General features: G+C 64.3%; 12 protein-coding genes. 2 read left to right on the top strand and 10 right to left on the bottom strand.

All coding sequences use genetic code 11. The features are described 5' to 3' along the window. Positions 1–51 precede the first annotated feature (51 nt). The 8 genes from QF038_RS15175 to QF038_RS15140 all read right to left on the bottom strand — a co-directional run bounded on the left by QF038_RS15175 (position 52) and on the right by QF038_RS15140 (position 8,852). Entirely contained in the window at positions 52–393 is a 342-nt protein-coding gene (locus QF038_RS15175; RefSeq protein ID WP_307610889.1) for a DUF6510 family protein, read from the bottom strand. Then, positions 390–1,127 carry a ferredoxin reductase gene (locus QF038_RS15170; protein ID WP_307610888.1) on the bottom strand — a complete coding sequence of 246 codons (738 nt, stop codon included), beginning with the start codon at positions 1,125–1,127 and terminating at the stop codon, positions 390–392. The genes QF038_RS15175 and QF038_RS15170 overlap by 4 nt, the downstream gene beginning before the upstream one ends. A 10-nt stretch (positions 1,128–1,137) precedes the next feature. Next, positions 1,138–1,731: a molybdopterin-dependent oxidoreductase gene (locus QF038_RS15165; RefSeq protein ID WP_307613496.1), complete on the bottom strand. Its 594-nt coding sequence runs from the start codon at positions 1,729–1,731 to the stop codon at positions 1,138–1,140. Between the two features lie 451 nt (positions 1,732–2,182). Further along, a complete protein-coding gene (locus QF038_RS15160; RefSeq protein WP_307610887.1) occupies positions 2,183–4,504 on the bottom strand; it encodes a beta-L-arabinofuranosidase domain-containing protein in 2,322 nt (773 codons plus the stop codon). A gap of 52 nt (positions 4,505–4,556) precedes the next feature. Further along, a complete protein-coding gene (locus QF038_RS15155; RefSeq protein ID WP_307610886.1) occupies positions 4,557–5,477 on the bottom strand; it encodes a carbohydrate ABC transporter permease in 921 nt (306 codons plus the stop codon). Between the two features lie 40 nt (positions 5,478–5,517). Continuing rightward, positions 5,518–6,441, bottom strand: a complete 924-nt coding sequence (locus tag QF038_RS15150; RefSeq protein WP_307610885.1) for a carbohydrate ABC transporter permease — start codon at positions 6,439–6,441, stop codon at positions 5,518–5,520. Beyond that, the gene (locus QF038_RS15145) at positions 6,438–7,814 is read right to left on the bottom strand and encodes an ABC transporter substrate-binding protein (RefSeq protein WP_307610884.1); all 1,377 of its coding nucleotides are present in this window, start codon (positions 7,812–7,814) and stop codon (positions 6,438–6,440) included. Before QF038_RS15145 ends, QF038_RS15150 begins: the two co-directional genes overlap by 4 nt. A 42-nt stretch (positions 7,815–7,856) precedes the next feature. Continuing rightward, positions 7,857–8,852, bottom strand: a complete 996-nt coding sequence (locus QF038_RS15140) for a LacI family DNA-binding transcriptional regulator (RefSeq protein ID WP_307610883.1) — start codon at positions 8,850–8,852, stop codon at positions 7,857–7,859. Positions 8,853–9,132: 280 nt separating this feature from the next. Here QF038_RS15140 and QF038_RS15135 point away from each other — a divergent pair, with 280 nt between their 5' ends. Both QF038_RS15135 and QF038_RS15130 read left to right on the top strand, forming a co-directional pair. Continuing rightward, positions 9,133–10,386 carry a S8 family serine peptidase gene (locus tag QF038_RS15135; RefSeq protein ID WP_307610882.1) on the top strand — a complete coding sequence of 418 codons (1,254 nt, stop codon included), beginning with the start codon at positions 9,133–9,135 and terminating at the stop codon, positions 10,384–10,386. A gap of 56 nt (positions 10,387–10,442) precedes the next feature. Next, the gene (locus QF038_RS15130) at positions 10,443–11,183 is read left to right on the top strand and encodes an aspartate/glutamate racemase family protein (RefSeq protein WP_307610881.1); all 741 of its coding nucleotides are present in this window, start codon (positions 10,443–10,445) and stop codon (positions 11,181–11,183) included. Between the two features lie 75 nt (positions 11,184–11,258). On the opposite strand, the gene QF038_RS15125 is transcribed toward QF038_RS15130, so the two are convergent. Beyond that, complete coding sequence (locus tag QF038_RS15125) at positions 11,259–11,744, bottom strand: DUF4231 domain-containing protein (protein WP_307610880.1); 486 nt, start codon at positions 11,742–11,744, stop codon at positions 11,259–11,261. A 25-nt stretch (positions 11,745–11,769) separates the two neighbouring features. Beyond that, complete coding sequence (locus QF038_RS15120; protein ID WP_307610879.1) at positions 11,770–12,900, bottom strand: toll/interleukin-1 receptor domain-containing protein; 1,131 nt, start codon at positions 12,898–12,900, stop codon at positions 11,770–11,772. Positions 12,901–13,073 lie beyond the last annotated feature (173 nt).

Here is a 13,073-nt window from a genome sequence, read left to right as displayed (position 1 = left end):
GGCGTCGTGCCTGGTCGACGAATATCGCCCCGTCGCTATGGTCGTAGAACCCTAGCCCTCGCGGTCGATCTGCAGGTAGCTGAGTCCGCTGAGGTCGAGCCAGTACTGGGTGGGAGTCTCCACCAGGCGCAACAGGACGCCCTCGCAGGAACTGCAGCGCACCACGATGCCCGGGGCGTCAGCGTAGACCCTTGCCTCCGCGAAGGCCCGGACCGCGCCGCAGTGCTTGCACCGTCCGATCGCCGCGACGATATCGAAGCGGAACACTTCCCACAGGGGTCCTGCCGCCGCGTTTCCATCGAGATGGGGTATCGGGTTGTGCTCACTACCGGCGATGTCCCGGTCCTCAGCGCCCGGGTTCTCAGCTCCGGGGATAGCGTGTTTGCCGCTCACAGGGTTCCTCCCGTTCCGCCGAAGCGTTCGGTCTTGATCGAGGCGGCGGGATAGCCTGCCTGGACCAGCCATTCTGCGACCGTTTCGACGAAGACAGTCTGGCCACAAATAAAGATGTCAGGTGCAGGGTCCGCCGGCAGGATACTCGCCAGAAGCACCTCCGCCGTGAGCCGTTGAGGAGTCGCCGACCAGCCCGGTGGCGCTTCGCGTGTGTAGACATAGTCCACGGTCAGTTTGGGGGATTCCCGGCTCAAGGTCAGCAGCTCTTCGCGGTAGAACCCCGCCTTGGGTGACTTGAGTGAATACAACAGCCGGAACTGGGATGGGTTTTCCGAGGCCTCATGCGCCCGGATCATGGACATCAGCGGCACGATGCCGGATCCGCCCGCGATCAGCTGCACCGGGTTCGTATCCGTCGGACGCCAGACGAACCAGCCGCCCACAGGGCCACGGATCTCCAGCTGGTCGCCGATGGCAACATCCCTGACCAGATAGGGGGAGACTTCACCGTCAGGCAATTCGTCAACAGTGATCTCCAGGAGCTCATCCGTGCCGGCCGTCGCCACGGAGTAGGAGCGGACCGCCGAATAACCGTCGTCCGCCGTAAGCCGGATATCGATGTGCTGTCCGGCGAGGTTGCCCATCAAACCGTCAACCCGCAGGCCGATGGTTCTGGACGTTTCCGATTCGGGCACGCCGCTGACCACTTCGGCGACGCGCCAGAGCCCGGTCATTGTTGCGGCCTCATGAATACCGCTCTTCGCGCCACGGGTCGCCGTGGAGGTGGTACCCGTTGGATTCCCAGAAGCCCGGGATATCGGTCGGCGTGAGTTCAAGGCCGTTGACCCACTTTGCACTCTTCCAAAAGTACAAGTGCGGCACAAGCAGCCGGGCGGGTCCGCCGTGGGCGCGCTCCAACGGCTCACCGTCGAATTCCCAAACCACCCAGGACCGGCCGCCCAAGAGATCCGGCAGCGGAATATTGGTGGTGTAGCCGCCATAAGAGAGGGCCGTCGTATACCCGCAGCTCGTTTCCACATCCTCGAACAACGTGTCCATGGATACGCCCCGCCACGTGGTGCCCAGCTTGGACCAGCTGGTAACGCAATGGATGTCAGTGGGGATGTCAACCTGCGGAAGGTCCATAAACGCCTCCCACGACCAGGCATGCCGCAGACCAGCTTCAGTAGTGATGAAGAATTCCCAGTCACCTTGGGGGATGTGCGGTGCAGGTCCGGCGCTCAGGACCGGAAAACTCGCCGTCTCGTACTGGCCCGGAGGTAAGGCTGGATTGCCGGAGTGCCGTTTTCCATGAAAACCGGACGAAATGATGCCCATCATGCACCTCCAGTACGGAGCTTCCGGTCGACTGTGATCGGTTCCCCAACGATAGGGCAAGCGAACAGCAGGGTCTAGAGGTCCGATTGGGGACTTAGCTTGAGGCCAGGATCGGCAGGTGAAAGCACAATGCCGCAGTAAGGGTGATGGCCTAAAAAGCCATTGAGAATTCGGCGCGGCTGGCCCAAACTGACGAATACCCGGCTATCGAGGTCTAATGTAATGCTCGCGGAGAGCGCACACTGAAGTACCTCCGGCTGGGGCATATCCGGATCATTCCCACCTGAGGCGCACACAGTTTGCCAGCCGGCGGTCGAGTGTCCCACTGGCGCGGCTTTCCGAGGAGTCCATTCGCCAAGCCTTCATTGCCTTGAGTGTGATCACCTGCTAGTGGCCTACTTGTAAAAGGCAGTTGCTGGCACCCGACCAAGCGGAAGACCAAGCAACCCCATCAACCCGCCTCCCCGAGCAACTCGACGGAGAGCAGGTCGCCGGTGGCGGTGCCGGAGAGGGCATGGACGGCGAACACGAGTGCCCCGGACTCTTCAGTCCTTGCCTCTGCCGGAACGGCGTATTCAATAACCTCAGTGCCCTGATCCGTGCCGGAACTCAATGCCTCGGTCAGCGGCACACCGTTGAGGCTGATCCGCTGCCCGCGTCCTGTATCAGGCCGCATCCTCACCCTCAAGGAGGCGGCCCTTCCGTTGGGATCCCTGAGGACATATGAGAACCAGCCCGTTGCGTTGCGCCAGTGCACTCCGTCCTGGCCGCCGGCCCGGGTGGCTTCACCGGCGAAGAAGTGGTCGGCCTCCGGCTGCTGCTCACCGGCGGTCAGGGCGTCGATCACACCGCCACTCGTGGCCGTGGCCGCATCAGCTGCGGCAAGTTCGGCCGTCCGTACCCCGGCGGCGGAGGCACCCGTGGGCCAGTACACGGTGTAGCGCTCGTCGTGGATCCCGGCGAACGGTTCGAGCGTGAGCCGAACGGTTGCGCCATTCCGGACGGCGGTCAGTTCCGCAGTAAGGTCCGCGCGGTTGGACAGTTCGACGGCGGCCGCTGGGTCTACTCCCACCACCACTGGTGTCCCGGCCAAGGGATCCTGGGAACCCGAGGCAACATGGCCCAACCGCTCGTCCGGCGCCTCGAAAGATTCCACACCGGTGGTTCCCTCACGGGCGGCGAGGACCACTGGGCCGTAGAGGAAGGAAACCCAGGGAGAACCGTCGGGCAAGGCTTCGGCAGTGATGTCGGCCCGCAGCCGGACGGAGACCGTGGTGGTTCCCTCCCACACGCGATGGACGAAGCCGGCGTCCCCCTCCACTGCCTGCGCATGCGGCCGCCCGCCGGCAGCGTCTTGGACACGAATCTCCATGGCCGTCGCCCATTCCGGGCGGCGCAGCTGCAGGGTGAAGGCTGTGGGACTGTCCGCCGTGACCCTCAGCCGGACGGTGTCGGAGTACGGGAAAACGGTCTCCATTCGCACCGTCACGCCTCGTTCGGCCCAAGTGAGCTCCGAGGCGATATAGAGGTTCACCGCCAGGTCGCCGCCACTGTGGCTGTAGATCAGCTCACCGTAGCGGGCATGGTTTTCCAGGCCGGAGCCCACACAGCACCACATGGACTCATGGACGGTGGAGTACACCCGGTAGTGGGACGGACGCATCGGCGTGAAGTACACGAACCCGCCGCGCTCCGGGTGCTGGGAGGAGAGGATGTGGTTGAAGGTGGCGCGCTCGTAGAACGCCACCGCTGCGGGGTGGCCGGTCCGCTCGAAGCGCAGCTTGGCGAGCTTCAGCATGTTGTAGGTGTTGCAGGTCTCCGGCCCCTGGACGTCCAGGATCATGGGGGTGAAATCGCGCGACGGGTGGAAATGCTCCCGGACGCTGTTGCCCCCGATCGATACAGTCCGCTGACGGGTGACGGTGTGCCAGAAGAAGTCTGCCGCTTTGAGGTGCTCGTGGCTGCCCGTGGCCTGCGCGTACCGTTCGTACCCCACCACTTTGGGTATCTGCGTGTTAGCGTGCAGCCCGTCCAGCCGGTCATGGCCCGCGGCCAGGGGCTCCAGGACGGCCCGGTGGGAAAAACGATCGGCCTCGCGCAGGTAGTCCTCCCGCCCCGTCAGCTGGGCAAGGGACGTCAGGGTGTCGTTCATGCCGCCAAACTCAGTGGCCAGGACTTCCTCGAACAAGGCATCGTCCAGGCCGGCCGAAACCGTAAGCCACCAGTCCGCCAGACGGGTCAGCATCCGCAGGGCGGATTCCGCCCCGGCATACGTGTAGGCATCGAGGAGCCCGGCAAAGGTCTTGTGCAGGTTGTACAGCGGGACCCAGCGCCCGTTCAGCGTGAAAATGTCCGCATCAATCTCTCCTGCCCGGAGTTCGTCGCCGAGGCGGCGCCCGCCCGGAACCCCGCCCAGGTACCCGGTGCCGGCCGCGTCCTGGCACTCTTCGAACACGCCCAGGACGTATTGCAGCCGCTCGAGCAAACGGGCATCGCCCGTTGCCGCAAACAGCTGCGCGCAGGCAGAGAGGTAGTGCCCGCCGATGTGTCCTCCCATGCCGTCGGATTCCCACCCGCCGTAAGCAGCCGCCGTCGTCGTAAGTCCTGCTTCCCTGCGGTAGGGCGCACAGAGGCGGTCGGCGTCCAGTGCCAGGACATAGCGGATGCTGGTGTCCTGCGCGTTCTTGAAGTCGCCGGCCAGCAGCCGGACGCTGCTCAAAGGGAAGGACGACGGCGGCAGGGTAGTTTCCGCGAAGGCGGTGGTGGGGTGCATGGGAAGTGCGGCTTTCTTGGCTTGGGTGTGTGAGGAGCGGGACGGCGGGTTCTTAGCCCTTGACGGCCCCCGCGACGAGGCCCCGCACGTAGTACCGCTGGACGGCTGCGTAGAGGATGAGGCAGGGGAGCATCAGCAATACCGCGCCTGCGATGACGTAGCCGTAATTCACCGTTCCGAACGCGCCGGACGCGACATTTTCCACCGCCACGGGCAGTGTGAAGAGCTCCTGCCGGGTCAGGAAAGTCAGCGCACCGATGAAGTCTCCCCAGGCGCCGAGGAACGCGAAGAGGAATACGGTCACGGCTCCGGGGACAATCATTGGCCTCAGTACGGAGAACAGGATCCGGAGGGGACCCGCGCCATCGATCCGTGCCGCTTCCACAACCTCTGCCGGAATCTGGGCGAAGGAGTTCCTCATCAGGAAGACGCCGAAGGGGAGGTTGAAGGTGAGGTGGAAAACGATGATCCCGGCCAGCGAGTCCGTCAGGCCCAGGGCGTTCATCTCCAGGAAGAGCGGCGTCAGGATGGCCTGGAAGGGGACCATCATGGTCAGCAGGATGAGCGCGAACGCCAGGTTCGAGCCGCGGAACGGGTAGTTGACCAGGGCGTAGGCGGCAAGGGTAGTGACCACCACGCTCAGCACCGCGGAGCCCAGCGCGATGGTCAGGCTGTTCCAGATGTAGGAGCCGGCGCCGATGTTGTTGATGAGGCCGATGTAGTTGTCCAGGGACAGGTCCGTGAACGATTGCCCCGCCGCAGGGCCCGCAATCTGGTCTCCGGGCTGAAGGGAACGGAGGACTGACCAGAGGACCGGGGCAACGAAGAGTACCGATACCACGGTGCCGATGAGCGCGTACAGTACCGTCCTGAACCGTGCCGATGCAGTGGCTTTTTTCGCGTGGGGGGCGTTAGGGGGAGTGCCGGCCAGCCGCGATGTAACCCGCGGCGGCGCTTGGATGGAAGTTGTCACGATATCTCCTTTGATCGGACCCGGACGAAGAGTGTGTTTGTCAGTCCTCGCGCATGACGCGGAACTGGATGAGGGTGAGGCCTGCTGCGATGACGACGACGACGAAGGACAAGGCGGTTGCGTAACCCACCTGCAGGTCGCCGAAGGCCTTGTTGTAGACGTAGAGCATGGTGGTGAGGGTGTCTGTTCCCGGGCCTCCGCCGGTGATGATGAAGAACTGGGTGAAGGCGAGGATGGCGCCGATGAAGCCCATCACCGTCAGCAGCCCGAGGTACCGCTTGAGCAGCGGCACAGTGACCAGGAATTCCTGCTTCCACCGTCCGGCGCCGTCTATCTGGGCGGATTCGTAGAGTTCGTCCGGGATGCTCTGCATGCCGGACATAAGGATGATCATGGTGAAGCCGGCGCCCACGTAGGCGCCCAGGAGGACTATCAGCACTGTGGCGCTGGTGCCGTCCAGGAGCCAGGCCGTGGGCGCCGGGGTGATGCCGAGGTTAAGGAGCAGCTGGTCCAGCGCGCCGCTGTCCGGCCGGAACTCCAGGATGGCCACGAAGCTTAAGGAGGTGATGCCGATGACGTAGGGCAGGAACACTGCAGTGCGGATGAGCCCGGCACCTCTGCGGTTGGAGCGGACAAGCATGGCGAGCAGGTAGCCCACGGTGATCCCCAGGGCTGTGGAGATGACGGCGAAACCCAGCGTGTAGAGGATGGATCCCCAGAACACGGTGTCGGCGAAGGCGGTGACGTAGTTCTCGATCCCGTTGAACTCCACTTCGCCCACCAGCGGCCAGTTGGTCAGGGAGATGACCACGGCAAACACCAGCGGAACGATGACGAAAACAGCGACGAGGAGCACGGCCGGGGCGAGCATCAGCATGCCGGTGTAGGAATCGCGGCGCGATGCGCGCCGGGGTGCCTTTTCACCGGCACGGGGTTGGGTCTGGTACGGGGTTGCGGTTTTCATGCCTGATTCACCTTCAGAACTCGGGCAGTCTCTTCATGCGCCCGGTGAAGAACGTCATCGAGGGCGTCTTTGCTGAAGACTGCTTCGCGGAACATCGCAAGCCAAGGCGACTGCACGGTGTTGGTGAGCTGTGTGTACAGCGTTGTAGGAGCAGCGAAGCCTTCGTTCATGCGCTCCATGCCCGGAACCATAAGTGGGAATTTCTCGGTGAAGCCCGTCTTGAGGATGTCGCTGCGGACCGGATACCAGCCCAAGGCGGCCAGTTCGGACTGCTGTTCAAGCTCGCCCACGAAGCGGATGAAATCCCAGGCGGCGCCCGGATTCGCGGCGCCGCGGGGGATGGACAACACGGCTCCGCCGGAAAACTGGGAAAAGTTTCCGTCGGGTCCCGGAAAGGCGCTGACACCGAGCTTGTCCAGGAAATCAGGCGTGGCACCCCCTACCACCAGGTCGTAGGACCCCGGGAAGAGCCCTACAGTTCCTTTCAGGAAGTCCTGCCCCCACGCCGCACCGGAGTCTGCCTCGGCCCCTGGCTGGGCGAATCCTTGGGCGTAGAAGCTGCGGTAGAGCTCCAGCGTCCTGCGGAGCGGCTCGTTGCCCAGCACTGCCGCCTGCTGCCGGCCCAGCGGTCCCGTGTAGAACGGGCTCTGGTCTGCCCAGAAATGCGGCTGGATCACATAGCCAAGGATGCCGGCGGAGTTACCGGTGAAGGTCACTCCGGAGGCGCCGTTGATGGACTGAACCGCCGCGGCGTGCTCCAGGTATTCGGTGTAGTTGCCTGGGCCCTTTTCCGGGTTTAGCCCAGCTTGTTCGTAGAGTTCCTTGTTCCAGAACAGCTGGGAAACGTTGGAAAGGGCCGGGAGCCCGTAGATTCTTCCGTCGAAGGAGGCCACGTCCAGGAGCGGCTTGTTCAGGTACTCAGCGTAGGGGAGCCCGTTGATCAGCGGTGTGAGGTCCGTGAAGGCGTCCCGGGTGGTGAAAACGGGAGTCGTGACAGAGTCAGGGGCTACGACGTCCGGCACGGAGCCGCCCCGGATCGCGGTGGCGAGCTTTGTGGTCATCTGGCCCTCCGGCAGGACGGTGAGCTGGATCCTCACTGCCTGCTGGGCCCGGTGGTACTTGTCCACGATGAGCTGGGCGGGCTTGAAGGCCGTGGCCCGGCACCAGAAGCGGATGGTGCCCGACGGGTTCTTCCCGAAGTTCACTGCAGCCACATCGGTTTCGGGCAGGACAGCCGAGCATCCTGACAGGCCGAACGCCGCTGCCGCGGCTGCGGCTCCAAGCGTAAGTACTGAGCGGCGGCTGAAGTCCCGGCTGCCGCCGTCGGGGGAAATTTTGGCGCGGCGAAGGCCGGCCGGTGGGGAGTGCATCATTGGTCCCTCGTGGTCGTTGACTTGGTGGAGCTGGATGGGTGTTTAAGTGGAATCGCGGACGATCAGCTGGCAAGGCTGTTCTTCGACGCCGGGCCTGCTGTTTCCGCCGATGGCTTCAAGGACGCGTGTTCCTGCTGCGCGGCCCAGTTCCTCAAGGTTCATGTCGATGGTTGTCAGGGAAGGCCGGCAGCTCACGGCCGCTGCGGCCCAGTTGTCGAAGCCGATGATTGCGACGTCATGCGGCACCACAATGTTTGCCTCGCGGAGTCCGTCTGCCACGCCGCGAGCGATTTCGTCACTTCCGCACAGCACGATGTCCACCGGTTCCACCCGCTGGCGCAGCATCTGTGCGGCTTGCCTGCCCCAGGCCTCGGACCAGTTTCCGTAGAGTGGACGGTCGCCCACCAGGGTCAGCCCGAAGGCTCCGGCATGTTCCTGGACGGCCTGGGCCCGGATTCGGGCGGAGTAGTCCTGGCGCGGCCCTGCTACATAGGCGATGTTCTTATGGCCCAGGTTGGCTGCGTGTTCGAGTGCCAGGAGCATCCCCTGCACCTGGTCAACCACCACGGACATATCTTCGGGGTCGGAAGAATGTCCCATGACATAGACGATCGGGACCGATGTCGGGGGCAGTGGGGTGCGCGGGCCGGTGAGGTTGGTCATGACCACGATCGCATCCACATTGCGGGAGGCCAGCGTCTCCACGCAGTGGCGCTCGCGGACCAGATCGCCCCGGGAGTTGCTGATGAGCACGGATGCCTGCTCCGGGCCGAACGAATCCTCCAGCCCGTACATCACGGGAATGCTGAATCGTCCGATGTCGTCCGAGGTCACCAGCCCGATGGTGAGGACGTCGTTGGCGTTGCCTTCCGCCGCAGGGGCCTCGAAACCGAGTTCCCTCGCCGCGGCGAGGACACGGTCCCGGGTATCTTCACGTAACTGGCCCCGCTTGTTGAGCGCCTTGGAGACCGTGCCGATGGAAACGCCGGAGGCGCTGGCGACGTCGGCCATGGTGACCCTGCGGGACGTGAAGCTCACGGATCCTCCTGGAAGTGATGAGATGTGCAACACATTCACCATAGGTTGCGGAAACTTTTCCTGTCAATAGGAAACTTTTCTGCAAGCACTTTTCCTGTCGTATGTCTGTCCTCTTGTAGCTGGTGCATCCGTAGGGGCGGGACGACGGCGGGCGGTGCTCCCGCCGTCCTCCGCCCTGCCACGTGGAAGTACGACGGCGGCGCTCGCCCCACTCTGCAGCTGCGGGACATTAGGGTCTTTCCCCCTATCCACCACGTGCTCGTGCGCGGAAGATGACCCTATGAAAAAACTCGTGCTGGCCGGTCTCACCGCTCTTGTTATGGTTGTTGGCACCCTGCTGGGCGCCGTCGTCCCGGGCAATGCCGCGCCCGGCCCCTCGATCACGGCGGGGCAGATCCTCGTAAAGTTCCGCGACAGCGCCGCTGCCCCGGGAGTCCTCCGCCCGCACGGCCTCGGTGACGGGCCCGGCGTCGGCAGCACCGGTGCGCACCTCATCACGGTGCCGGCGGGAAAGGAATTGCAGCTCGTTGAAGCACTCAGCCGGAACCCGGCCGTTGAATATGCGGAACCGGATTACGTGGTCACTCCGGCCACAAACGATACCTACTTTGACCGTCAGTATGCCTTGGAAAACACTGGCCAATCGTTCCAGAACACAGACCGCAAGATCACAATAGACGCTGGCGCGGAGGACGCTGATGTGGACGCCGTCGAAGCTTGGAACGTCACGAAGGGCGGCGGGATCAAAGTTGCCGTCCTCGATTCCGGCGTCGCAACCGACAACCCCGACATCAACCCGAAAGTGGTTGCACGGGCCAACTTCACCACATCGAGAAACAACGAGGACAACTACGGACACGGCACACACGTAGCCGGCATCGTGGCTGCCTTCGCCAACAACGGCATGGGCGTAGCCGGCGTTTGCCCGGAATGCACCATCCTGGCTGGAAAAATCCTCAGCGACACGGGGATGGGATCCAGCTCAGGCCTGGCGAACGGCATCAACTGGGCAGTCCAGAATGGTGCGCGGGTCATCAACATGAGCTTGGTTGTTGGGGCGTCAACCACTCTGGAGACTGCGGTGAACAACGCCTGGAATGCTGGCGTGGTGCTCGTTGCTGCAGCCGGCAACGGTGGAAACACCAGCATGAATTACCCCGCCGCCTACCCCAACGTCATTGCCGTGGGGGCAACCGACAATAACGACAACAAGGCGTTGTTCTCCACGTATGGCGCGTGGGTGGACATCGCAGCGCCAGGGGTCAGCGTCTACTCCACCTTCCCCAACCACAAATTTGTCCTTGCCAGGGAGTACAACCGTTCCCGGGGCTATGACATCGGCAGCGGCACGTCGATGTCCTCACCAATCGTCGCCGCCGTCGTTGCGCTCGCCCGCAGCGCCAACCCTGGCTGGACGAACTCGGCCATTCGCGAGAAGGTCGAATCCAGCACGGACCCAGTTGGCGTCATCGGGACCGACTGGGCGCGTGGCCGGGTGAACGCGTACAACGCCGTCAAGCCGCCGCTTCCCTAGCCAGCGCGCCGGTTGGGATCGGCGCCCTGCCGCACGCTCTGTTAAAGTCGTGCTGCATGACCGAACTTAGACCCGACGCCGCTGGCAAGGTCGGCTTCCTCCATACGGCGCAGGTCCACGTGGCGACATTCGACGCCCTGTCCCGTAAGCATCTGCCGTCCGCCTCTACGATTCACCGTGTGGATCCCGAAGCCCTGGAGCTTGCCCGGCAGGACGGGACCTCGGAGAGGGTACGTGCCGTCGTCGCCGCCCATCTGGCGGAACTTCGCGATGCTGGATGCGGAATCGTCTTGTGCACCTGCTCCACGCTGGGCGAGGTAGCGGAGGACCTGTCGGCTGACGGACTGGCCGTTATCAGGATCGACCGGCCGATGCTTCGCCGGGCCGTGACCCTCGGCCCACGAATTGGAGTCCTCGTGGCCCTCACGAGCACCATCGAGCCAACCACCGGTGTCCTCACCGAGGAGGCCGCGGACGCGGGAACTGACATAACCCTTGAGGTCAGCGTGGTGGAGGGTGCGTGGGACGCCTTCCTGGCCGGAGACGCGGAGGCTTACCACTCACGCATCGCCCAGGCGGCTCGTGGGCTCGCCGGCCGCTGCGACGTCGTTGTCCTCGCCCAGGCCAGCATGGAACCTGCCGCCGCCCTGCTGGCCGGCCTCGAAACACCTGTCCTCACGAGCCCCCGCTCCGCCGTCGAAGCCGTCGCGGCGGTACAACGGGGCTTCAAGAATGACCCGGCAGACGCGTCGGCAGAGCACCTGCCTCGGGAACCGGCTGCCGTTCGCCGGCACTGACGGAGGACGACGGCGGAACGCAGTCCCGCCGTCGTCGTTCCGTCCCTTGCTGCTGGCCCGGGGAGGGAATCCTGGCTACCGCGCTTCCTCCGAGTGGCTCGGGGTCTGTTGCTGGCTGCTGGTCCATTTCGCGTGTTCCTGGGAGATCAGGCCCTCGATCCGCTCTGCCAACTGCTGGTGTCGGTCCGCACGCAGGTACGGCCCTGCCTTGGCAAGGTACAGGTAGCGTTCGTGTTTGAGGGCCTCAGCGGTGGAACGGTAGGTAATCCAGCGCTCCTGGAACTGATAGAGGTGCTGGGCGCCCTCCAGGACCACGATGACGGCGGCCAGTGCGCCGGTCACCAGGACAGGGCTGCCTATGCCGGCCACCACCGGCAGCGCCGCGGCGACCGCGAGTTCCAGCAGCTTGAGCCACTTGTAGTAGCGCTGGTTGTCCGCGCTCTTGCCGTCATACCAGCTGATCTGGTCCTCCAGCCGGTCCCATGTGGGATCCTCAGCGACGGGAGTGCGCACTGCCGTGATGGGCCGTGCCGGTTCCTGTTCATCCTCGCGGCGCGCCATGGGCTTTCCCTTCCCTTGAAGTCAGCTACTCGGCAAGGACAAAGAACACCTGCCACTTATCCGGGCAGAAGCGTTCCCCGGTCAGCACGTAGCACGGCCACATCTCCCAGCTGCCGGCGCTGGTGAGCAGGACCCTGCCCTGGGCATTGATGGTTTCTCCGGGCTCGAGGGCTCTTCCTTCGTTCATCTCCTCGGCATCGTGGTGTTCCCCTTCCGCATCCCGGGCTCCAACAAACGTGTACTCCAGTTGCAGGCGCTGGTCCGTGGTGTTGGTCAAGGCGTAGCTCACCGTGATGGTGTCACCGACGCGGGGAGGATCGGGATCCCGCCGGCTGGCCGCCTGCAGCCCCGTCAGTTGAATCCCGTCTTCGCTCGTGACGGGGGAGGAGTCGACGTCGATTCCGCCACCTTCCTTGACAGGTGCCTGCCGATCACCAGGGTTGGCATTTGGCGATGGCCTCGTCTGGAGATTGGCGACCACCAGGACCACCAGCAGGATTACGACGGCGGCGGCGGCCCCGCCTAGCAGAAGCGCGCGCCTGGAGAGGGGCCGGCGGCGCGATGTTTCGGTGTGGGCAGTTTGCTCGCGGAGGGGCGTACGGTCCGTTGCAGGGGCTGGAGGAGGTGCTGCCGCTGCCGCAGTCTCGCCGTCGTCCTGGGTTCTCCGCACCTCGGCAAGAGTATTGTCCAGGACCTTGAAGAGCCGGCTGGTGTCGAACTCGAAGCGGGCCGGGCTGAATTCCAGGGCCTGCCGGCGCACCAGCCTGGCCAGGCTCTCGGGCAACTCGTCGGCGCGCGGCATCCTGGCCGTGTCCACCAGGATGGGGATCACCCGGACGTTCCGGGTCAGGGCAGCCTGGACCTCAAGGCGTACAAAGTCGTCAGGGTCGTCAAGCCGGCGCCGGCCATGCTCGTCAGTGATGGTCAGCCACTCATCGCCGATCAGCACGAGCACCACGTCGCAGGACCCCACGGCCCTGGTGATTGACTCGACAAAGTCGTCGCCCAGCTGGATCGAGTCGACGTCCTTGAAGACCTGGCCGCCGCCGTAACGGTCCGCAAGCCGGTCATATAACCAGCCGGCCGGGTAGGCGGTCTCTTCCCGCCGGTAACTGATGAAGATCCGGCCCGTAGCGTTCGGGAGAGAACTAGTCATTGCCCACGACCTTCTGCGACCGAGCCCAGACCCTGCGGGCATTACACCGCCGGAGGCGTTACTGGCGCGTTACTGCCGCGGGGGGGAACGGTCTGTCGAGGAAACAGGTAGTTCCATCCCAAAAGACAGGTACCGGCCACGGTGATCGTGGGTTTGCGTGGCCTCTAGACTCC

This window comes from Pseudarthrobacter sp. W1I19 (assembly GCF_030817835.1).
Lineage (GTDB): Bacteria > Actinomycetota > Actinomycetes > Actinomycetales > Micrococcaceae > Arthrobacter.
The sequence above is the reverse complement of the archived record's forward strand: the minus strand, read 5'-3'. Positions and strand labels throughout refer to the sequence as shown.

Excerpts from the sequence above, each read along its gene's own strand:
- QF038_RS15170 (WP_307610888.1), bottom strand. The coding sequence starts at position 1,127 with ATGACCGGGCTCTGGCGCGTCGCCGAAGTGGTCAGCGGCGTGCCCGAA.
- QF038_RS15165 (WP_307613496.1), bottom strand. The coding sequence starts at position 1,731 with ATGGGCATCATTTCGTCCGGTTTTCATGGAAAACGGCACTCCGGCAAT.
- QF038_RS15160 (WP_307610887.1), bottom strand. The coding sequence starts at position 4,504 with ATGCACCCCACCACCGCCTTCGCGGAAACTACCCTGCCGCCGTCGTCC.
- QF038_RS15150 (WP_307610885.1), bottom strand. The coding sequence starts at position 6,441 with ATGAAAACCGCAACCCCGTACCAGACCCAACCCCGTGCCGGTGAAAAG.
- QF038_RS15145 (WP_307610884.1), bottom strand. The coding sequence starts at position 7,814 with ATGATGCACTCCCCACCGGCCGGCCTTCGCCGCGCCAAAATTTCCCCC.
- QF038_RS15135 (WP_307610882.1), top strand. The coding sequence starts at position 9,133 with ATGAAAAAACTCGTGCTGGCCGGTCTCACCGCTCTTGTTATGGTTGTT.
- QF038_RS15130 (WP_307610881.1), top strand. The coding sequence starts at position 10,443 with ATGACCGAACTTAGACCCGACGCCGCTGGCAAGGTCGGCTTCCTCCAT.
- QF038_RS15125 (WP_307610880.1), bottom strand. The coding sequence starts at position 11,744 with ATGGCGCGCCGCGAGGATGAACAGGAACCGGCACGGCCCATCACGGCA.
- QF038_RS15120 (WP_307610879.1), bottom strand. The coding sequence starts at position 12,900 with ATGACTAGTTCTCTCCCGAACGCTACGGGCCGGATCTTCATCAGTTAC.